The 20,861-nt window shown below is 42.7% G+C and carries 14 protein-coding genes and 12 pseudogenes; 10 read left to right on the forward strand and 16 right to left on the reverse strand.

The genetic code is table 11. The features are described from left to right. Positions 1-319: 319 nt before the first annotated feature. The 8 genes and pseudogenes from GTGU_RS13040 to GTGU_RS13070 form a co-directional block, all read right to left on the reverse strand. Complete coding sequence (locus GTGU_RS13040) at positions 320-1,204, reverse strand: plasmid partitioning protein RepB C-terminal domain-containing protein (RefSeq protein ID WP_038157758.1); 885 nt, start codon at positions 1,202-1,204, stop codon at positions 320-322. Further along, positions 1,197-2,090 (reverse strand): ParB/RepB/Spo0J family partition protein, encoded by an 894-nt coding sequence (locus GTGU_RS13045; protein ID WP_038157759.1) that lies wholly within the window; start codon positions 2,088-2,090, stop codon positions 1,197-1,199. Before GTGU_RS13045 ends, GTGU_RS13040 begins: the two co-directional genes overlap by 8 nt. Next, positions 2,087-3,640, reverse strand: a complete 1,554-nt coding sequence (locus tag GTGU_RS13050; RefSeq protein ID WP_038157987.1) for a recombinase family protein — start codon at positions 3,638-3,640, stop codon at positions 2,087-2,089. The genes GTGU_RS13045 and GTGU_RS13050 overlap by 4 nt, the downstream gene beginning before the upstream one ends. 645 nt (positions 3,641-4,285) lie before the next feature. Beyond that, positions 4,286-4,519 carry a transposase gene (locus GTGU_RS27045; RefSeq protein ID WP_072011981.1) on the reverse strand — a complete coding sequence of 78 codons (234 nt, stop codon included), beginning with the start codon at positions 4,517-4,519 and terminating at the stop codon, positions 4,286-4,288. 328 nt (positions 4,520-4,847) lie between these two features. Further along, complete coding sequence (locus tag GTGU_RS13055; protein WP_072011982.1) at positions 4,848-5,084, reverse strand: helix-turn-helix domain-containing protein; 237 nt, start codon at positions 5,082-5,084, stop codon at positions 4,848-4,850. Between the two features lie 169 nt (positions 5,085-5,253). Next, a pseudogene (locus GTGU_RS13060) lies at positions 5,254-5,730 on the reverse strand (IS3 family transposase); the annotation flags it as partial. A gap of 80 nt (positions 5,731-5,810) precedes the next feature. Further along, positions 5,811-5,966: pseudogene (locus GTGU_RS26365) on the reverse strand (group II intron reverse transcriptase/maturase); the annotation flags it as partial. 123 nt (positions 5,967-6,089) lie between these two features. Beyond that, complete coding sequence (locus tag GTGU_RS13070; RefSeq protein WP_038157762.1) at positions 6,090-6,515, reverse strand: hypothetical protein; 426 nt, start codon at positions 6,513-6,515, stop codon at positions 6,090-6,092. 256 nt (positions 6,516-6,771) lie between these two features. On the opposite strand from GTGU_RS13070, the pseudogene GTGU_RS13075 reads away from it, so the two are divergent. The 5 genes and pseudogenes from GTGU_RS13075 to tnpC all read left to right on the forward strand — a co-directional run. Next, a pseudogene (locus GTGU_RS13075) lies at positions 6,772-7,404 on the forward strand (IS256 family transposase); the annotation flags it as partial. 197 nt (positions 7,405-7,601) lie between these two features. Then, positions 7,602-8,444 (forward strand): annotated as a pseudogene (locus tag GTGU_RS13080) (hypothetical protein); the annotation flags it as partial. Positions 8,445-8,547: 103 nt separating this feature from the next. After that, positions 8,548-8,934 (forward strand): annotated as a pseudogene (locus GTGU_RS13085) (single-stranded DNA-binding protein). A gap of 127 nt (positions 8,935-9,061) precedes the next feature. Then, positions 9,062-9,355, forward strand: coding sequence for a YdgH/BhsA/McbA-like domain containing protein (locus tag GTGU_RS13090; RefSeq protein WP_038157767.1), 294 nt, complete (start codon positions 9,062-9,064; stop codon positions 9,353-9,355). Between the two features lie 152 nt (positions 9,356-9,507). Then, a pseudogene (tnpC, locus tag GTGU_RS13095) lies at positions 9,508-10,391 on the forward strand (IS66 family transposase); the annotation flags it as partial. A 33-nt stretch (positions 10,392-10,424) separates the two neighbouring features. Here the strand turns inward: tnpC and GTGU_RS13100 are convergent. Further along, positions 10,425-10,526: pseudogene (locus GTGU_RS13100) on the reverse strand (transposase); the annotation flags it as partial. Between the two features lie 83 nt (positions 10,527-10,609). Here GTGU_RS13100 and GTGU_RS24690 point away from each other — a divergent pair. After that, positions 10,610-11,170 (forward strand): annotated as a pseudogene (locus tag GTGU_RS24690) (transposase); the annotation flags it as partial. 207 nt (positions 11,171-11,377) lie between these two features. Here GTGU_RS24690 and fliD read toward each other — a convergent pair. Further along, positions 11,378-12,778 (reverse strand): flagellar filament capping protein FliD, encoded by a 1,401-nt coding sequence (gene fliD, locus GTGU_RS13110; protein ID WP_038157770.1) that lies wholly within the window; start codon positions 12,776-12,778, stop codon positions 11,378-11,380. Between the two features lie 249 nt (positions 12,779-13,027). Next, on the reverse strand, positions 13,028-13,417 hold the full coding sequence (locus tag GTGU_RS13115) for a hypothetical protein (protein ID WP_038157772.1): 390 nt from the start codon (positions 13,415-13,417) through the stop codon (positions 13,028-13,030). A 544-nt stretch (positions 13,418-13,961) separates the two neighbouring features. On the opposite strand from GTGU_RS13115, the gene GTGU_RS25750 reads away from it, so the two are divergent. Both GTGU_RS25750 and GTGU_RS24700 read left to right on the forward strand, forming a co-directional pair. Continuing rightward, the gene (locus GTGU_RS25750; protein ID WP_156964151.1) at positions 13,962-14,231 is read left to right on the forward strand and encodes a hypothetical protein; all 270 of its coding nucleotides are present in this window, start codon (positions 13,962-13,964) and stop codon (positions 14,229-14,231) included. A 75-nt stretch (positions 14,232-14,306) separates the two neighbouring features. Next, positions 14,307-14,597, forward strand: a pseudogene (locus GTGU_RS24700) (transposase); the annotation flags it as partial. Between the two features lie 14 nt (positions 14,598-14,611). Here the strand turns inward: GTGU_RS24700 and GTGU_RS13125 are convergent. The 5 genes and pseudogenes from GTGU_RS13125 to GTGU_RS13150 all read right to left on the reverse strand — a co-directional run. Continuing rightward, a pseudogene (locus tag GTGU_RS13125) lies at positions 14,612-15,031 on the reverse strand (integrase core domain-containing protein); the annotation flags it as partial. 146 nt (positions 15,032-15,177) lie between these two features. Further along, positions 15,178-15,962 (reverse strand): annotated as a pseudogene (gene istB / locus GTGU_RS25755) (IS21-like element helper ATPase IstB). Continuing rightward, positions 15,962-16,111 (reverse strand): annotated as a pseudogene (locus GTGU_RS25765) (IS21 family transposase); the annotation flags it as partial. The pseudogenes istB and GTGU_RS25765, both read right to left, overlap by 1 nt. Positions 16,112-16,238: 127 nt before the next feature. Further along, the gene (locus GTGU_RS13145) at positions 16,239-17,789 is read right to left on the reverse strand and encodes a methyl-accepting chemotaxis protein (protein ID WP_051857344.1); all 1,551 of its coding nucleotides are present in this window, start codon (positions 17,787-17,789) and stop codon (positions 16,239-16,241) included. Positions 17,790-18,311: 522 nt separating this feature from the next. Then, entirely contained in the window at positions 18,312-19,346 is a 1,035-nt protein-coding gene (locus tag GTGU_RS13150; protein ID WP_038157782.1) for an IS110 family RNA-guided transposase, read from the reverse strand. A 249-nt stretch (positions 19,347-19,595) separates the two neighbouring features. Between GTGU_RS13150 and GTGU_RS13155 the strand changes: the two genes are divergently transcribed. Together GTGU_RS13155 and GTGU_RS13165 are read left to right on the forward strand one after the other, a co-directional pair. After that, positions 19,596-19,868: a hypothetical protein gene (locus GTGU_RS13155; RefSeq protein ID WP_038158001.1), complete on the forward strand. Its 273-nt coding sequence runs from the start codon at positions 19,596-19,598 to the stop codon at positions 19,866-19,868. A gap of 527 nt (positions 19,869-20,395) precedes the next feature. Then, a complete protein-coding gene (locus GTGU_RS13165; RefSeq protein ID WP_051857345.1) occupies positions 20,396-20,632 on the forward strand; it encodes a helix-turn-helix domain-containing protein in 237 nt (78 codons plus the stop codon). The last annotated feature ends 229 nt before the right edge of the window (positions 20,633-20,861 follow it).

Consider the following 20,861-nt stretch of genomic DNA (forward strand, 5'->3'; position numbering starts at 1 on the left):
CCTTTCAGCACAGGCAGGCATCTCTTCACATCCTGTACGGGGAGTCATTCGGTGCGGTTCAGTCATCGTGATCGTGATCGACGCGACGCGACGCTGACACCATTTTTTGATAAATCTCATGACCAGTGCAAGTGTGCAATCATTCAGAACGGAATATATTTTTTATTCAAAACTGTTTTAATGCGAACTGACTATTTATGTTTTCATGACGTTTACCAGTGGGGTATTTCATTACTCTGATATCCCCCTCCCATTTAAGGGGGATACATATAACCAGCAAGGTTGAACAATAATCAATATTGCAAATATAATCTCATCATTATAATCCGGAGGATGAGGTGATGTTGTTTAAGTCATCTATACCAGAAACCTTCTTTAATAAATCAAAAAACTCAACATTGTAATCATAAAGCCAGTGCATAATCTCACTGTTCCTGAATAACTTAATAATATATGATTTCACTATAATCAGCCTGATATTATTTTCACCATACTCATGCTGGATGTTTTGTGTTTCAACCTGCAGTGCAGCCATTTCTTTTTCAAGTCTGGCAAGTGTTTTAACCAAATCCTTATTTGATTCGTCCTTATTTTTAGTAACCAGATGCTCCGGTGACATACTGTGCAACAGCGAAAGTGCAAACTTTTTAGTAAAGTTATTTAAAGATATCATGGTCGTCACGCATTCAGTTTGTTTATAATGCTTCATTTTCCTGAGTATATCAAAAATGTTCTGAGCGACATTTTTTTCCGCCAGCAGAGCAATAACTTCTTTTGCAATACCATCTGATATATGTAGTCTGGTGTTTATAATACCAGGCGACACGCCAAGTACAGCGCAAAGTTTATCTGTTGAAACACCAGATTCAACGGCCTTTCGCAACATTTTTTGTTCCTGCAATATGGTTAAGCGATTAACACGTTTATTATATGTGTAAGCTTCATTTACCGGTGAGATCAGACAATGAGCATGGGTAATATTCAAATCCTTCAGTACTTCGATTCTCAGATGCCCGTCCAGGATCTTATGAACATCATTTTCTATAAAGATAACAACGGGTTCAATCAGACCAATCTCTGAAACCGATGTCATTATTTGTTTGTATTTACTACTCATCCTGATATTTACAGGAAGAGGTCTGGAACAAACAAGCTGGTCTATTGGGAAAAGCTGAAAATATGGCTCGAAACATTGTTTAATCATGATGATTACCTCCTGTTTTTATCTGATCGGTTAGAATTTCAGGTATATCGGTAATATTATTGCGCCGTAGCAGTACGCAAAAATCTTCATTAAGAAGTAGTTTTTTAAATATTTCTTTTGCAACCAATAATGCCTCCCTGACATATTTAGCCTTAAGCTGAATATCTTTATGCTCACTCGCATTTTTCTGAAAGAGCTCAGCCAACTCCTCTGCGGTATATCTTTTCTGCTTTGAATTTCTCACAAACACGTTATTAAAAGAACCTTTAGCCCCCTGCTTTCTCCTTTCAATAATTCGTTTGATAATATTTATCTGCCTTCCTTTTATTTTCCCGCTCATTAATGCTTCTGTCAGCGCATTTTGTATTTCATTATCATCAGATCTTGATATCTCAACGGCAAGATAAAGCGGTATATGTCCGGCTTCAAATGCAGTCAGCAATTTGCACTCACCTTTACCCAGAAGATGGGTGATATTATTTACCCAGTTTGTTGAATATCCAAGACATTCCCCTATACTCCGGTCACTGAGCCCCTGATTCTTTAATTGTCTGACGCTCTCCAGTAATTCAGTCGCCCTGGGTGATCTTCTGGCAATATTTTCAGCAAGGCTCATGAGATGCCCTGTTTCTTCATCCACTTCCTTTACAATAGCGGGAATATGTGACTCACCATATTGCCGGAAGGCTTCAAGTCTGCCCTGACCGCAAATCAACGCATATTCGAATTCTTCATGGCAGATCCTGCGCACCGTTATCGGACGTTTAAGTCCTATCTGGTAAATATTTTCTTTTATTTCATTATGTATAAATTCATCCCTTTCTCTTGGATTTGCGACAAGAATTTTACATATTTCAATAGATTGTATCTTCTCTCTGGATATCATTTTTTCTCCGGTATGGACATTCTTTTGATCAGTTGATAAAGCGGCTGAAGTGTATCGAATCGATATAATTCAAAGCATAAATTATTTTGTTCTTTCAGAAGTAAATTTCTGCAAAGCAGATCAACGGAGGGAAATATATAATAATCAACCATTGACTTGTTCAGGCTGTCCATCCTGACAGCAATACTGATATCAGGTGAAACTATATGACTGAATCTGATCCTCCATCTCAGACTTGTCGGGGATGTTCTCTGACAACGGACAGACTGAAGGGACAGAGTAAATTCATCATTAACTTTCAGAAAGCCACTTTCGGATGAATCACTCACCCAGCCATCCGAAAGATAAATATTATGAATGACAGTTTTAGTTATTTCAGAATTAAGCCCCTTCAGGTATTTCTCTGTATCCATCCATGAATAATCTGTTTTTGGGTTATAGCCAATTAATGAGTAAACACGTAACAAACTCCCAAATCTTGCGCGATAAATACTGCTTGAAGGTAACATCTCTTCTTCATCGATGATGACACCAGAAAGCCTGCCTTTTTTTAGTAAAAGCGAATGTAGTTTTTCAAGTAGTTCATCCTCTGAAATAAACACAGAACGTGAGCTAATTATTTCCCTTGCTCTGTCAAATTTCTCCTTAGGGACAATGGCTTTATATGCCCCATCAAAGCGAATCCATTCAGCCTCCGGATTTCTTACATACTCCCGCTTCAGTTTAAATGATGTTTTATTATATACACTGTTCCCGATATATTTCTCATTGGTCAGTATCTGATGTATTTTCCCTCTTGTCCACTCTCTATTATTCTCAGCTACAATATTATTTCTGTTAAGCTCAGATGCTATAACCAGCTCTGGCTTCCCTTCATGAATAAACATGTCAAAGATCTGATTGACAATGGCTATCTCTTGTTCAGGGCCTGGAGTCAGTATGACACGATCAGTCTGTATGCTTTTCCTCTGCCCTGATAATAAAATCCCCTTTTCTTTATGATGCTCATCAATCAGTAAACGTCGCAGTCCATACCCCGGAGCCCCTCCCTGATGGTAGCCTTTCCTGATAAGGTTTACTTGCCCTAAAAAAACTTTTTCTGACTGATTACGGCTAAAACTCGCAGCGCCATGTCTGGATAACGCCAGACCAAATGTGAACATTTCCGGATGTTCCTCAGAGAAATGCTCGGCGCAGTAGATTATCCTTACTCCATTTTTTTTCAGTAAATAAGCATAATAAGCTGCTTCATCTGTATCCTGAAAACGCCCGAAGCGGCTGACATCATAAACCAGTATGCAGGATATTATTATTCTTTTACTCATAACATCATCAATCAATTTTTTAAGCCCAGGTCTTCCTGATAAATTAAGCCCGCTTTTTCCCTCATCACTGTATGAATGGATTATGTTTATCCCATGCTTTATAGCATATTCACGTATGTAGCCAGCTTGATTATCAAGTGAATATTGCTGATGATCGGTAGACATCCTCATATATTCCGCAGCAAATAAAACTTTCTCATTAAAATCAGACAACGATAACTCCATTCTCATCGGTTAAAAGTAAAAAAATAATCACACTACTCCTTTGTTTTTTCAATTGTTATTTTATTTGTAATAATCATTTATTGTTTCTTATCAAGATATGAGTTATAAATTTGCACATATAAAAACTTACTTTATCTTTTATTGTCTATATCACTGCTGTTTCAACGTTATATACGTCTCTGACGGAAGACCGAAAACAGCCACAAAAAAACAATTCAAAAGTCAACACAGTAAAGAAACGAGTGCAAAAGCTATTTTATGGTAATACCATTGATAAAGGCGACTCCTTTCATAATGACATGGTTATTTAATGTCATTATGAATCCTTGCTCCTGACCTGTTTGCCAGTCCGGCGAACGATTGCGCGCTCAAAAATCCTGTAATATAAAAAGACAATCACATCACACTGTGACGGGATGTCTGATTCAGGCAATGGGGAGCAAATGGACAGCAGGAAAAACGGAAGAGCGCGGAGAGCGCCAAACGAAGGTGAACGCTGGACAACGACTGAACTGCGGTTTCTGAAGAAGCACTACCACAGGATACGCACCGCAGATAACCTCGCAGGAGATGTTGAGTGTTTCGGGCTTTGCTGACGATGCTGGCGTCCGGATTGTCGGTGCGGGAGCTGTGGCGGGTTCAGCATCAAGCTGAACGGGAATTAGTTGAGGCATTCCGTCGGGTTCTGATGGCACCCTGACGCCATTTCTGGCGCCACTTAAACAGCAGATTGGCGTTAATGCCATTACCCAGCGCGAGTCTGGAGATTGAAACACCCGGCTGGAATGATGCCTCGATGATCCGTTGTTTAAATTCAGGTGAATAATTGAGACAACATTTAGGTCTGCCCGGTGTAACACTTTTCTGCATATCTGACATTTTGGTACCCACTATTAATTTGGTGGTGGATACTATGTCGAATGTGTCAGAAATTCACCAGATGGTACCAGGAAGACGCTTACTCCTCATAAATCCCTGAATAACCTGACGTCGGAGGAATACTGGCTGATAGCTAAAAAATAGGAACTCTCAAAAAATACGTGGAACTAAAACAGGTGTGTTTACAAGGGGGCTGCGCCAATTGATTTTGGGCTAGGGTCACAGCTTAATACTGGTGGTAGGTCAAGGTGGCTACGCCATAGTGGCCAATCCAGTAAGTGATAAGGCCAGCGTTGTTTGTAAAAATTCTGGCCATTTCTATATATACCTAAACATCCAGATTGATATACATTCCTGATGGCATCTCAATGTTAAGATTTAGTTTACAGCCAATAGCGTCAACATAGCGTTTTAGTGTTTCCAGTTTTATTGACATACCTCTCCGTTCGATCGCCACAATTGCAGCTTGGGTTATCCCCATAGAATCAGCAACTTGTGCCTGTGAAAGATTCATTTTTTTTCGTATAGTTTGCAGGTTGTTATGAAGTGTGATCTTGTTATCCATTTTTGATTATCCTCCATAATGTATATCATTATTTATAATTATCATATTAATTAATGCAAATGCAATAGTAAAAACTTGATTCGTATGACTGGGACCAAAGAGTGGAGTGTACAAAAATGGTGACATGTGTAAAATGGCTGGATGGATTGGCTGAATAGCCACGAATAATCTAGACACTTCCGAGCCGTTGATAATACTGGTTTTCATATTCTGCCGGTGACATCTGACTGCTCGAACCATGCCGACGCTTACTGTTATAAAACATTTCGATGTAATCAAAAATATCGCTGCGGGCTTCTTCCCGCGTTCCGTAGATCTTTTTCTTTATCCGCTCGCGTTTCAGTAACTGGAAAAAGCTTTCTGCAACCGCGTTATCGTGACAGTGACCGCGACGGCTCATACTCCCTTCCAGGCTGTGTGATTTCAGGAACGACTGCCACTCATAGCTTGTGTACTGACTGCCCTGGTCCGAGTGAACCAGTACCGGTTTTTGCGGATTACGCCGCCATACAGCCATCAGCATTGCGTTCAGGACAATGTCCTTTGTCATCCGGGATTGCATTGACCAGCCGATAATTTTGCGTGAGAACAGATCAACAACCACGGCAAGATACAGCCAGCCTTCGTGGGGCCTGAGTAGAGTAAGAGGCAGGGCGTAGTCGGACTATTTCCCTGCCTCTCCTCTCCGAACCGGACGTGCACCTTTCAGCGCATCCGGCTCTCCATTTAAACGCTGGCGAACGCCATTGCCACTTCAGTGTAGCGCGATGTATACGTGTTTCTGGTTTCCGTCCTCAGGTAATGGTTACCTTCGGACAGTCGCCAGCGAAACAGCTTCTTGCCTTGCCCCACCAACCGGTACAGCACTTCACCGCTGAGCTTAGCGCCTGTGCAATGGTGACGAACAAATGGGGAGCAGGTGGCCGCAAGAAAATCCTCACTGATGCACGGGAGCGGATCATCAACCAGATAGACCCCGACATGGTTGAGTTGATGGGGGTGAAGTCATGAATGGCGAAGGTCAGAAGTCAAGATAAATGCGAGAGTATTTGCGATGTTTTCTGACTTTCCTGCTTTTACTGCGCGAATTATGTTGTCGCCAATTGTTTCATTGTTGCCTGAGTTTTCTGGAATGCTGGTCAGTATAGTAAGCGATTTTTCAGTTAGTCGGACATTTCTGAATAACGTCATTCTATCGGTTTCGTACTGTATGTATCCATTTCCCATAAGGAAGGAAAATGTGCCATCCACAACTTTACGAATCTCATAACGTGATTGCTTTACAGTTGGTTCAGATTTATCGAGATAGTCAGGAGATATGTCAGCATTGAATTTTGCATATGTGATTACTTGTGGAACAGGAAAGTTTTCCCATAGCAATGCAAAAATTTCAGACGTTAGATGAGTAAATAAATCGATGTTTTTTGACATGGAAACGTCCCTTTTATTTGTCAATTAATCTTATTCATGAGAGTTAAAAAATATATATCAGCTAATTAGCTTAGTTTGTGATCGTTGTTGGCAAACCATGTCAGAAAAAAGAACAGTTAACATTGATGGTCTGGAGATAGTTTGTCAAGGTCATAGAGAAAGGCAGCATTGAGAGGTTTGTGTGTTTGACAAAAACATTAAAGAGCGTTAGAAATTCTGTGTCATTCCAGTAATATACCCAAAAAAGGAATGACGCATGTCCCAACCATTCGATTTCGACAAAGCGCTGAAAGCGTTCCAATCCGGACAGGCGCTGACTGGCAAAGATGGTATCTTAAATCCATTAATCAAACAGTTAACCGAAGCGGCCATGGCTGCCGAACTTGCCCCTCATCTGGCTGCGGATGTTGAAGATAATCGTAAAAATGGCTCCAGCAAAAAGACCATTAAATCGCCGACCGGCAGTTTCGAACTCGCCACGCTGCGCGACCGCAACGGCACCTTCGAACCGCAACTGGTGAAAGAGCACCAGACCACGCTGTCAGACGAGATCGAGCAGAAGATTATTCGCCTGTTCGCGCTGGGCATGAGTTACGCCGACATCAGCCATGAAATCGAAGACCTGTACGCCTTCAGCGTTTCCACAGCCACTAGCAGCGCCGTCACCGACAAGGTCATCCCCGAACTGAAACATTGGCAGCAGCGTCCGCTGGAACCGGTGTATCCTTTCGTCTGGCTGGATGCCATCCACTACAAAATCCGTGATGATGGGCGCTATGTGATCAAGGCGGTGTATACCGTACTGGCTCTGAACGCCAAAGGCAAAAAAGACGTGCTGGGGTGGTATCTGTCTGAAAGTGAAGGTGCTATCCCACAGATATCGGTAATGGTGTCACCTATGCGCATCTTTGCGAGGCCGGGTTGATTCTGACGGATGAGAAACAGCAAAAGAAAAACCGTGTGGCGCTGGTGGCTGAAATCATCGGTGATGATGCCGTTAAAGCCATACTGACCGACACGATATGGATCAACCGTGTCTTTCCTCTTGCACCTCGTTCTGAGAAGAAAAAGCGTGTACACGCCGCCAAATCATCACTTTTACAAATGGCAGACAGTGAAAAAGCCAGGCTGCTGGCATCACGGTATGAGGGGATCGCCATTCATCCCGAAAGTGAAGCTGTTTTTGTGTACCGTTCCGGCATATGGGAAGAAGTCACGGTGATGGAGTTTAGCCGCAAAATGGTGGCGATTTATAACGAGAACCGAGCTGATTTCGCCAGGCGTACTATTAATAACGTGATTGAGGCGTTAAAACTTGTGATGCCGGTTATGTCTGATCAGCGCCGTTCTCTTATCCCGTTCGCTAATGGTGTTTATGACATGGAAACTGGTGAGTTTACGCCACACCAGCCAGGGAACTGGATTACCCATCACAACGGCATTGAGTATACAGCCCCAGTTCCTGTCGAAAATCTTCACGATCAGGCATCGAATTTTCATAAGTGGTTGCGACAGGCCGCCGATAACCAAAAATATGAAAAGCGCTATACCACAGTGGTGCGGGCTGTGGTGATTGCGACCAACAACACGCCGATGATATTCACTGATCGGGCTGGTGGAGTTGCACGGCGCAGGGTCATATTCCAGTTTAATAACCCGGTACGTGAAGACGAAAGAGATCCTGATTTGTCAGAGAAGATTGCTGGCGAAATCCCGGTAGTTATTTGTCGTCTGCTGGAGAATTTTACGGATCCGGAAAAAGCAAGGAAGCTTCTGAAAGATCAGCGTGACAGCGATGAAGCGCTTGAGATAAAGCGGGCAACAAATCCGGTGATAGCTTTTTGCGAGTTTCTGGAATTTTTGGTGCAGGAGTACGGGTTAATGATAGGTGGTGGGGGTGGCAAGAAAAATCCCCGGCAGTTCCTGTATCCACCCTCTCAAAGCCTTGTGGCGCAAGGGCTGGAGACAATCAGGTAGAGAGGTAGACAACATATAGCAAAACTTTTCACACGCACACATTTATCGAGGCATCATGACAGCACAAATATCAGCTTACGGGCGGCTGGTGGAAGATCCGAATACCAGGGTAACAAAATAAGGTTCTGACATGGCAATGGCGTGGCTGGCTGTACCACTGCCCTGTAATTCTGCTGAGGATGGACAGGCGACATTCTGGCTTTGCGTACTGGCATTTGGTAAACAGGCTGAGGCGCTGACAAAGCACGTTAAAGGCGACATTATCAGCGTGGCGGGTAATATGCAGATGAGTCACTGGACGGCTAAGGATGGTTCAAGGCAGCAGGGTTATCAGATACTGGCTGACAGTGTGATAAGCGCCAGAACGGCACAACCGGGCAGGAAACGCAGCCAGCCGCCGGAAGATTATGACCAGCCGCCACCGGATGAAATTGATTTCTGATGGCAATTATCACCAACGACACAGGACAATTCCTATTTTTTGCAGGGGTATTGAAGATGCCGCAGCATGGAGTAGCATTAAGATCCGTAAGTAAAGCACCTCGTTTCAACTTAATGAGCATACTCCAATGAAAAAACTTTCTTTTGCAGTGATACCACTGTTTATATCTGCTTTTTCTTTCAGCGCTCTTGCCGCAGAGCAGGTTTCTAATGCCGAAGTTGACCATTTTAAACTTGTAAAAATTGCCACGATAACGGTATCTCAGACGCAGGGGGTAATTTCTTCGCCGATGGATCTGCATGATGAGTTATCAAAACGCGCTGACGAGAAAGGCGGTATGTACTACCGTGTAGTGGCCGCTACTGAGCATGGTCCAAACTTCGAAGCCGTTGCTGACGTTTATAACGTTGCAAGCCACTAAGCGGCACATGATACGGGAAAATCCCGTATGCAAAACAATGAAACCGGGGAAACCCGGTTTTTTTGTAAGCGTACAGCGAGAACCGTATTGTCGGGGATGTGTTATTCAGTTGGCAGGGTTACGTGCTAGGGTAGCAGTTCGCTGACCCGGTTGCCTGCTGCCGGTTAATGGCCCCGCTGGATGAAGCCCTTTACCAATACGTGATGGACTGCCGCAAACTGCACACTGACGACACACCTGTTCCGGTGCTGGCACCGGGCAGAAAGAAGACGAAAACCGGGCGGATCTGGACGTATGTTCGCGATGACCGGAGCGCTGGATCGTCAGATCCGCCAGCGGCGTGGTTCGCCTTCTCGCCAGACAGACAGGGGAAACATCCTCAGCAGCATCTTCGCCACTATCATGGTGTGCTGCAGGCGGACGCCTTCGCAGGTTATGATCGGTTGTTCAGTCTGGAACGTGAAGGAGGGCCGCTGACAGAAGCCGCATGCTGGGCCCACGCGCGCAGAAAAATCCATGACGTCTATATAAGCACGCAAACAGCGACAGCAGAAGAGGCCCTGAAACGTATCGGTGAGCTGTACGCGATAGAAGAAGAAATACGCGGCCTCACGGCATCTCAGCGGCTGGCAGCCAGGCGCTCCCGAAGTAAGCCGCTGCTGACATCGCTGCATGACTGGTTGGTGGAGAAAAGCGCCACTCTGTCGAAAAAATCCCGGCTGGGCGAGGCGTTCGCTTATGCCATGAACCAGTGGGATGCCCTGTGCTACTACTGCGATGACGGTCTTGCTGAAGCTGATAACAATGCCGCAGAACGCGCGCTACGAGCCGTCTGTCTTGGCAAAAAAATTATATCTTCTTCGGAAGCGATCACGGAGGTGAGCGTGGAGCACTGCTGTACGGACTGATCGGTACGTGCAGGCTCAATGGAATCGATCCGGAGGCTTACCTTCGCCATATCCTGAGCGTACTGCCGGAGTGGCCCAGCAACAAAGTGGCCGAACTGCTGCCATGGAACGTGGATCTCACCAATTAATAGCCGTCAATACGGCACTCACTGATCGCTTACAGAGATACCGGCCTCCCGGCAGACATCTTTAACGGTTCGTCCGGCCTCAACCGACTTAATCACAGCGATGATCTGGTGTTCGGTGAATCGGGCTTTACGCATGGCGATCTCCTCCGGGGACATAATCAGTATGTCGGAAGATCTCTAAAAGTGAATGGGCCGGTTTACGGGGATGGTTACAAAGCCGGAATTTTTACTTCTATATGATCGTCGATATTTACAGTCGCAAAATTATTGCTGCTGAGGTATTTACTAGCGAATCCGGAAAACATGCAGCAGAACTACTCCAGCGGGCAGTATGGAATGAAAAATGCTCATCCAGCAATCTGGTACTCCATTCTGACAACGGGGGCCCAATGCGCAGCTATACGTTGTTGGCGAAAATGTATGCACTCGGTGTGCTAGTTCTTATTCCCGGCCAAGGGTCAGCAATGATAATCCATACTCGGATCCGGACACTCAAATATTGTCCCTGGTGGCCTGAGAATGGCTTTCGCACTATTGATGATGCCAGAGCATGGGTAAACCGTTTTGTAAGTTGGTACAACCTTGAACATAAGCACAGTGGGATCAAATACGTCACGCCAGCCGAGCGCTATCAAGGTAATGATATGAAAATACTGGCAGCCAGACAATCGGTATACCAACAAGCACGCGAGCAGCATCCTGAACGTTGGAGCAAGCATCTACGTAACTGGGACTACATATCAGAAGTCTATCTGAATCCAGAAAAAGAGGCGGCATAATGTAATTTTATTACATCAGGCGACAACCACCTTGAAAAACGCCGCGAATCACTGAACGATGTTCCATGCGAACAAGTGATCGATCACGTCGCAATATGCAACACATCATATCCACTTTCCAGAGATATTGGAAATTACATAATAGATATCTAGCAAGATATGTTGATTCTAATGAAGGGCAAAGTTGCCCTTCATTATTTTATAACTTTATTTTTTAAAATTATTTAGTTGCATCATCAGAAAAGAGCTTGTACCATTCATTTTACTTAACATTTTATCTAGTCTTATGAATTGTGATTTATATCTGGCAATGTCATCATCAATTTTTTTATTAGCATTAGTGTATTGTTCATTTAGTGTATTTATTTTTTTATTGATACTCTCAGTTGCACTTTGTAAAATGCCTTCATTACTTAGTGCATTAGTCAGCTTTCCAGTAAGAGTAGTAGCTATTCCTGATGCTATAGAATTTCCAGCGAAAACATATTTTATTTCATCATGTTTATCAGTGATAATATTATTTAGTTTTTTTGTGTCGAGCTGAAGTTTACCATTGTCAGGGATAAGTGAGATTCCAACTTGACTGAGTGATTTGTAAACAGAAGAACCTGAACCAGTTGTAATTATATTCATGAGTTGAGAATGAATAATACGTAATGTTCCATCACCAAAAAGCACTCCATTATTACTATCCTGCATTTTCCCGGGTGCAACAGGGTTATACCTTGTAAGAGAGGCAATTGAATCTTGGAGTGAATTATATGCATCTACCCACTCTTCTATAGCAGAACAAGTTCTATCATTATCGCGAGTTACAGTAATGGTATGATTCTGACCAGATTGTTCGTTTAACGTTAGCGTTACCCCCTCAATCGCATTTTTAATAGTATTACTACTATTCTCTATATCGACATTATTGACAGTAAATTTTGCATTTTGAGCAACAATGCTCTGAACCATTCCACTTTGCTGTCCATTAGAGTTAAAACCAATAAATTGGTTCAATAAATCGTCACCGACGACCTCTATACTTTTTAATGCATTTTCAACACCTGTTTTCTTTGCAGTCAGCGATAGTCTAAAACCATTTTCTGATACTTTAATTAAATTAGCACTGAAATTGCAATCAGACTTATTTATTGCATCACGTATAGCAGTCAGCGAGGTCTGATCTTTATTTATAACAATTTTTTTTTCATTGCCATCACCACATATAAATTTTAGTGTTCTCTGTATTGCATTGTTACCATTCAAAGCCTGAATATCTTTTTTGACTATACTGGTCAATGTCTGAGGCTCTGCCAGCTGAAGTACATTGACTATGTATTTGCCTGGGATAGCATCTGCACCTGCATCAACGCTTATAGATGAAGATATTGCTGATGCTTTTGTAGAAGTATAAATATCAGAACTAACAAGTTTCTCATTCGCTGCCAAAAATGCCTGAAATGACGTTCGCAGAGTCCCATATGCTGATAATTTAGCTGTGTTTATAGCTTGCTGTTTAGATATTGGTTCAAGTGATTTTCTTTCAGCCTTATCTATTTTTTCTAAAATACCATTTAAATCCAGCCCTGAACCAACACCAAGAGTTGAAATTCCCACCATTTTAATACTCCTTTTGATTACATTTGATATTAATTATAATCTGAAAAATTTTTTCTTTATTATATTTTGATGAAATATTCTTTACTGATATATGTCATTTATATGACTGATTGGCCTATGAGTACATCACACGCATAACATATATAGCCCTTAAAAATTGTTTATGCATGTAGGAGTAATAATTTAAAATCATCAATTCAAATTATATCAACTCTTTGCTGCTTGATATATTGTGTAATTATTTACAACTTAACAACAATTGATTGATTTTGCTATTTCTGCACATTTTTTACTATATATATCAATAGGCAACCATCCGAATTTCGAGCACATATGCTTGTATTGTTTTGATAGTGCTTTATCAGCATTAAGAATAATTTTTTCGGTAAAGCATTCTTCTTTTAGAGATTCACAGGCTTTTAATTGATTATATAAGTAGTTATTCTCACGCATAGCGCTTGGTATTATCATGTATACTTTAAACAAGACTTCCCCTACAACTCTTTTTCGCCACTCATACAATTCATCTATCTCACTAAATAAAACAACCCTCTCATTATCATGTGTTTTCTTTAGTAAATGTAACAATCCAAAAGAACTGTACTGGCATTTTGAAATAATTGCTGTAAACTTAATCATAATAGTTCCTTATGTCTATGTGTTTATAACATTATAAATTATTTCACATGGCTAATAAAAACAGCTGTTGTCTATCATCAAAACTATCAATAAATAGGCATATACAAATACAGTTACAGACACATTTACGTTTCACATTGGTAATGTTTAAAAACGCTCCCCCACGTAACTAAGTATACAATGCCACAAAACAAAAAAAATATGAATATATGCATCGAAAATATCTATAAAAAAGAATATTATTCCGATTGTTATTAATTATCATTGATATGCAAAGAAAAATACATCGTAAAATAGCATTCATTATGATGAACATGTCGTATATTTATAATTATCAAATAATCACTGATGCAGATATTGCAAAAAAATAAAATTAGACTAAAATGATTATCAATTACACTAGGTCAGCCAGTATTATAGACATACACCTATGACAAATACCGATAGACCTATTATATGACATATTTATTTTGAATTATTTTTCACGAAATACTTTTTTAATCTCAATTTTATGACTGAATTTTGCTATTAAGCTGGAGTAGATGTGTCTATAAGCTCATGTAACAAAAAGTTAGCAAAACAACAACAGCAACAACTACTATTACAAATTTTACTCCAACATTTTGCTCATGCTGAGAATTGTGCTCATGATAAAACTGAATGGCCTTCAACTAGACAGTTAGCCAATGCTATGGATATCAGTATTTATAAGGCGAGAGTTTTGTTACTAGAAATGGTAAACGATGATTTAGTCGAAGTATATCAAACAGGTACCAGGCGACCATTAAAATGGTCACCTTGTGTAGCCCCCTAAAACACCAGACAGTAGATGTATCTTAAAATAAGAGATAGGCTTGGATATATGTCTAACACTAGTCCTAATTTTGAGATGACCGGAATACTGTTGAGGCAGGAGCTCCGTAAACGTAAGACTCCGCAGGAAAAGATCGCTATTATCCAGCAGACGATGGAGCCGGGAATGACCGTCTCTCACGTTGCCCGTCTGCATGGTATGCAGCCCAGCCTGCTGTTCAAATAGAAAAAACAATACTAGGAAGGCAACCTCACTGCTGTTGAGGCCGGGGAAGACGTTGTTCCTGCCTCGGAACTGACTGTGGCACTTAAGCAGGTTCGTGAACTTCAGCGCCTTCTCGGTAAGAAGACGATGGAGTTGGAGATGTAAGCACACCCGTTTTAGTTCCACGCACTTTTTGAGATTTCCGGTTTTTCAGCCATCAGCCGGTACTCTTTCGGCGTCAGGTTATTCAGGGATTCATGAGGCCGCTCACTGTTATATTCCATCAGCCAGCGCTCTGTTATTTCCCGTGCTTCATTCAGTGTCCTGAGCAGGTAAAAATCCAGTATTTCTGTCCGGTAGGTCCGGTTAAAACGTTCGATAAACGCATTCTGTGTTGGTTTGCCTGGTTTAATAAATTCCAGTGCCACACCATGCTCTTCTGCCCATTGCGCCAGCGTCAGCGAGATGAGTTCCGGGCCGTTGTCCATCCGCAGTTTCAGCGGATAACCCCGGTTTGCCACGATCCTGTCCAGCACCCGGACCACCCGTTGTGCCGGGATATTCAGATCGATTTCTATTGCGAGGGCCTCGCGGTTATCTGACGATGTGACCAGCAGTATGGTGGCAAAAGCCATATCAGTCCTTTCTCTTTGAGCTCAATTGGTATTGGTTGTCTTGGCATTGTTATCTCCTTAAAAAATTGAGGCGACAACTATGCTGACACAGGGGGCCCTATTGGTCATTAATGTTGTCCGCTTTCCGCCATTTCATCATCACTGATTGGTGTGGCGTTTTTTGCCAGCACTCCGGCTTTGCGTTTTTCCTTTAACAGGTAGCTTTCTCCTTTGATGTTCAGTGTGGTTGAGTGGTGTAGCGGCCGCTCCAGGATTGCCGTTGCCAGCACGTTTTCGCCGAACATCTCTCCCCAGTCGGCGCCCCCCTTATTTGACGTCAGGAAGATGCTCGCTTTCTCATATCTACGGTTCAGCAACCGGAAGAACAGACTGGCTTCCTCACGGGACATCGGCAGATATCCTATCTCATCCAGTATCAACACCAAGGCGTAACCAAGCTGCTGTAGTTGTTTTTCCAGCTAGTTTTCCTGCTTTGCCTTCATTAGTGTGGCGATCAGCTTATCCAGTGGCATGAACAGCCCCCGGTGACCAGCGTCCGTCGCTTTTACCCAGAGAGCAACTGTTTACGCACACCGGTCGGCCCCAGCAGGCTCACGCTCTCGCTACGCTCCACGAAGGCCAGTCCAGCCAGCTCCTGGACGACCTTACGATCGATATCTGGTTGGAAGCCGAACTCGAACTGCTCCAGCGTTTTGACCCACGGGAAACCGGCCTGTTTCAGGCGGGACTCCATACCGCGCTGATGCCTCCCGTTCTATTCCTGCTGCAGCGCGATGCACAGGAACTCCCGGTAGTTCAGCTCTTTTTTGGCCGCCTGCTCCAGCAGGCTTTCATCGTGGTAGGCTAGGTGTTCCATTTTCAGACGACCCAGCAGTGTCTCCAGTTCATACATCACAACAGCTCCTCATACACACTCAACGGACGATGTTCCACCTGACTGACCTGCTGCCAGAGCGGGGCGTGATGCGCCGGCACGGTCTGGCAGCCGGATGCAGCCGAACAGAGACGGAGCGATGCCACCTGCTGCTCATTACTGTAGATTCAAAGGGCTAATCTACTATCAAATATTTATGAAAATTTTATATAACGACATATAAATAATTAGCTAATAGTTTGAAACTATTTTATCTATCACAATTTTTATCCCTGTAAAATTTGTTTCGTTAGACTATGAAGGAACAGCTAGAGTAAAAGTTTTAACAAGTTTATTGAGAGTAGTTGCCTGCTCCATCAACGAACGTGATGCTGATGCAACCTCCTCGACCAGTGCTGCATTCTGCTGAGTAACATCATCCATTTGGCTTACCGCCTGATGGATATGCCTGATCCCTTGAGACTGTTCACTCGCAGCCACAGAAATCGAATCAACAAGTTCTTTAACCTGCCGTACAACATCATTCACCTGAACTATGTTGTTACTGACACCTTCAACTTGTGCAAAACCCGTTGTGACAAAATTTATGGAGGATTCAATAAGTGCCTTGATTTCACGCGCTGATGATGATGAACGCTGAGCCAAGTTCCGAACTTCACTAGCCACAACAGCAAAACCACGCCCTTGCTCACCAGCACGGGCTGCCTCAACAGACGCATTGAGTGCAAGGATATTAGTCTGGAAAGCTATCCCTTCAATTATTGCGATAATGTTCGTAATTTTCTCAGAACTTTCTCTTATATCACCCATAGTAGCAAGCATAGTGCGAACGCGGTCAGCACTATCTTCTGAGATTTCACTGGCATTTTTCGCTAATTGACTAGCAAACACTGTATTTTCGGCTGTTTGGCGAACTGTTTCGCTTAATTCAGACATGCTAGCTACTGTTTCTTCTAATGATGTAGCCTGTTCTTCAGTACGAGATGACAGATCCTCATTTCCAGCTGAAATCTGTGTTGATGCCAGAGTGACCGACTGGGTCGACAATTCTACTTTTTCAAGAGATATTGAGACACTCTCGACTAAATGGTTAAAAGCTTTAGCCATAAAACCGATTTCATCCATATTTGAATCATCTAGTCGAAGAGTTAGGTCAAGATTCTCGCTGGCAGTTTCCATAGTCTGGCGCATATTATTCAATTGCTGACGGATTGAAAATATAGTTTTAATTGTAAAGAAGCCGAGTATCAGGATAGACGCAGAAGAACCACCTATCAGATACCATAATATTAATTTGAAAGTCTTGTCATTCTCCTTATCGAGTCTGTTACCTATGTCGACATTGAGTTGAAGCTGTTCATGATAGACATCAATAAGCTGACGTGTAACTTCACCAATACTATTACGACCTTGAGTAGCCTTCAAGGCAGCATCCACATTTCCGCTCCGATATTTCTCAAAAAAAACAGGTAATTCTGTCTCAATCTTTTGTAGTTTAGTTAGAGCAATCTCAGTCATCTGACGGTCTTTCTCATCAGAGATATTATTTTTTAAGTAATCTTGACTCATAGACTTTATGTTGTGAATAAGGTCATAAGCATTTGTTTCGATTTCTTTCGTCCAGGATAAGTCAGTTGAGTTCTTGTGTGGATAAAACAAGATCATTAATGAGTTACTCTCATCAATCATTCTTCCTATGTTCAATATGGAGGGAAGCGTATTGTTTTGTACATACTGGAAACGAGTCTGGAACCCACTGACAATGGCGATAGCTAAGATAGCCATTCCGATAAGTGCAGCAGATAGTAGTGAATAAGTGAACAAAAGACGGTGAGTGATTGTCATTTTTATTTCCATAAATTTCATTTTATTACTTGTTGTCCATTAAGAAACGGTAGTACATTTATCGGCAGACACAAAAAAAACATCACTTTAATACTTATAAATAAAAATATTTATCTTTAATTTCCCATAAGGCGAAATTTTTATCTATATTTATGGCTTATGTATGCAAGTATTGTTGCAAGTTATTTAGTATTTAGTGACTATTGTTCTAGAAAATTGCTGACGTAAGCGCTGGATTTGTGGATTGGCCACTATATTTCCAGACACTTGTTATCACTTAACCCATATATGGACGCCCCGGGTGATGCAAGTACTGGTTCGATGCGGTTTGCGACCATATATCCGGCGTCGTCAGTAGGTTCAATGACCTGCGCCATGATGTCATCCGAACCCTGCTTCCTAATCATTACTCCGGTATTTGATTACCCAGGTTAAGTTCAGGCTGTTACAGGGACGGTAGCCGTTTTCTCATCAGTGCCTGCAAACTCAGTGGTACATTTTTACTGTCAGTCTCATATTGGGTTAAACCATAGAAAATGCCTTATTCATATTAAAATCAACCGAGTCAGTTAGTACGCGCCAGATAATTCGGGGCAGTTTATTTGCCAGTGCGACCGTTGCTTTCAGAAATCCACGGCGGGCTTCAAGTTTTTGCAACCATCGCCCCAGATTGTCATCACGCTTTTTTACACATCGCATTACTGACCGGGCACCATGGATAATGAGCGTTCTCAGGCTCCGGTTGCCATTTTTCGTCACAGAAGACAGCCGTTGTTTTCCGCCCGAACTGTACTGACGAGGAACCAGGCCACACCACGCCGATAATTCTCGCCCACTCGAGAATTGAGTAGCATCAACTTCGCTGATAAACGCCGCAGCAATCAGGGGGCCTACGCCCGGGATTGTTAATAAATGACGGTACACGGTCTGTTGTGATGACAACGCTGCAATTTCACTGTCCAGGCTGGCGACCAGTTCATTCAGCGCCTGCATATTTGCCCGCAATGAAGAGAGCAAATGGCGAAGAGTGAAGGTCAGGTTGTTTGAGGCATCTTCAATCACCTCAGGCAGCTGTTGCTGTAGGTACTGGATCCCGACGGGTATAGTAACACCATATTCAGCGAGCAGAGAACGAAGCTGGTTGGCCAGCGCCGTTCTCTGCTCAACCATCAGTTGACGTGTGTTTCGAAGCGCCTTGATATCCTGTTGTTCCGTGGTTTTAACCGAAACAAAATGAATACCGGGGCGGAGTGCGGTTTCACAAATTGCCAGCGCATCGTTGGCATCGTTCTTCTGGCTGCGGACAAAGGCTTTCACATGTTGTGCAGGAATCAGCCTCACGGAATATCCCATCGCACTGAACGTTCTTCCCCAGAAATGAGAGGTTGAACAAGCCTCCATGGCGAGAAGTGTTCCGGGCTCAAATTGTCGAACGGTATCCTGCAATTTGGATCGTGAGATTTTTTTATTCCATGCGACGGAGCCATCATCCATCCAGACGCAGACCTGAAAAACAGATTTGGCAATATCGATACCAACAACTCTGATCGTGTTCATGTGATGTTACTCCCGGATTAATGCAGTCAGTAAAAGTATGGCACTGACTACCTCAGTAAGGGGCGTCCATAACATCATTACTGGTACGCCACCGCAGATTTTCCCGTAGCGAGCGATAACCCAGCGCACTATGCGGATGCCATTCGTTATAGTGCAAGGTTCTTTACTGCCGTTACCTGCATCAAAACATTCCTTATGCAGGATATTACCGTGGACAATCCCCAACCCGAACACTCTGACGAGGATAAAATGATTGACCTGACCGCAAAACAGCAACAGCTGTCAAAAATAGTTCATGATTATGCCTGCCGGTTTCCGTTGACAGAGAATGGTGACGCTCAGTTATTGCAAGGCTGTTATGACTATATGGATGCCTTTAAGCGGGTAATGAACAATGCCTCAAAAGTCCAGATGGACTACATCTGCCAGCAATATCCCGGATATTATCGCTTTGCGAAATGGATGGAACGACTGGCACAGGGGATTGCTGATGGCGTTTTTGAGGTTCCGAAAGATCATTAAGAAATCGCAGGCTGGAAACTTCAGGGATCCCGGCGCAACCTTGTTGTGGTTAAAAAATGTACTTAGCGTACGTTTTCGTACGATTGGGCTTCAGACCCCACTACAGGCTATCAAGCCGGATAACAGCGACCAGCATGCCCAGCATTTACTAGAAGCTCACGTGATGCCATCAGTGAAATAATCTTATTTGTATGACTATAACAGGATAATCACTTATGAAGCCTGTCGTTAATGATAACGAAATTTATGTTTTGTGATGCTGATCCGATAAAACCATTAATCAACTTCAATATCAATAAGTTAACGTATTCATTATAATTTATTTTTATAAGGATTGCCACGCAATAACCACAAAAACCGGATGCCTTTTCCGGTTTTTTAGTTTCAACGTTTTGGTTTATCCCGTGAATGCAGCTACGCTTAGTTTGTAAATTGTTTGTTACACAGCAAAAGTTATGCATGAGATTCCATCAATTCAGACTGTACGGCAGCATAGTCAGGAAAGATGTAATGGACAGGTGATAAAAATGAATAATGAAATGACGTATAAAAAAGGGTTGCAATTCATACGAAAGAAAACAGGACTTTCACAGAAAAATGTCGCTGACGCCATGGGAATAACTCAGTCCGGGATAGTCGCAATTGAGAAACGCGGTGAGGCTCTGAAGATAAAAACACTAAAACGTTATGTACATGCCATTGATGGTAAGCTCAGTATTAAAATTGATTTATCATCAGGGATATGTATAACGCTTCATGTCTAAGTATGCAATAAAAGGCAAGAGTTTGGACTGCACCAAAAAAGTTGGTGCATCTAACTAAGTAAGGTGCAGTTTTATGGAAAAACCAAAGTATCCCTTCGAAACAAGACTGGCTGTTTTCAGTCAGTAATGACAGAACATAACGAACCGCAGAACAGTTTGATGTTGAAAGAACGTCCGTTCGTCGCAGGGGCAGAGCTTGGCAATTACACAACATTGAGGGCATTATTTT

The organism is Trabulsiella guamensis ATCC 49490, assembly GCF_000734965.1.
Classification (GTDB): domain Bacteria; phylum Pseudomonadota; class Gammaproteobacteria; order Enterobacterales; family Enterobacteriaceae; genus Trabulsiella; species Trabulsiella guamensis.

What these genes read in the sequence shown, in the direction of transcription:
- GTGU_RS13040 (WP_038157758.1), bottom strand. Translation starts at nt 1,204, where the DNA reads ATGATTAAACAATGTTTCGAGCCATATTTTCAGCTTTTCCCAATAGAC.
- GTGU_RS13045 (WP_038157759.1), bottom strand. Translation starts at nt 2,090, where the DNA reads ATGATATCCAGAGAGAAGATACAATCTATTGAAATATGTAAAATTCTT.
- GTGU_RS13050 (WP_038157987.1), bottom strand. Translation starts at nt 3,640, where the DNA reads ATGGAGTTATCGTTGTCTGATTTTAATGAGAAAGTTTTATTTGCTGCG.
- GTGU_RS27045 (WP_072011981.1), bottom strand. Translation starts at nt 4,519, where the DNA reads ATGTCAGATATGCAGAAAAGTGTTACACCGGGCAGACCTAAATGTTGT.
- GTGU_RS13055 (WP_072011982.1), bottom strand. Translation starts at nt 5,084, where the DNA reads ATGGATAACAAGATCACACTTCATAACAACCTGCAAACTATACGAAAA.
- GTGU_RS13070 (WP_038157762.1), bottom strand. Translation starts at nt 6,515, where the DNA reads ATGTCAAAAAACATCGATTTATTTACTCATCTAACGTCTGAAATTTTT.
- GTGU_RS13090 (WP_038157767.1), top strand. Translation starts at nt 9,062, where the DNA reads ATGAAAAAACTTTCTTTTGCAGTGATACCACTGTTTATATCTGCTTTT.
- fliD (WP_038157770.1), bottom strand. Translation starts at nt 12,778, where the DNA reads ATGGTGGGAATTTCAACTCTTGGTGTTGGTTCAGGGCTGGATTTAAAT.
- GTGU_RS13115 (WP_038157772.1), bottom strand. Translation starts at nt 13,417, where the DNA reads ATGATTAAGTTTACAGCAATTATTTCAAAATGCCAGTACAGTTCTTTT.
- GTGU_RS13145 (WP_051857344.1), bottom strand. Translation starts at nt 17,789, where the DNA reads ATGACAATCACTCACCGTCTTTTGTTCACTTATTCACTACTATCTGCT.
- GTGU_RS13150 (WP_038157782.1), bottom strand. Translation starts at nt 19,346, where the DNA reads ATGAACACGATCAGAGTTGTTGGTATCGATATTGCCAAATCTGTTTTT.
- GTGU_RS13155 (WP_038158001.1), top strand. Translation starts at nt 19,596, where the DNA reads ATGATTGACCTGACCGCAAAACAGCAACAGCTGTCAAAAATAGTTCAT.
- GTGU_RS13165 (WP_051857345.1), top strand. Translation starts at nt 20,396, where the DNA reads ATGAATAATGAAATGACGTATAAAAAAGGGTTGCAATTCATACGAAAG.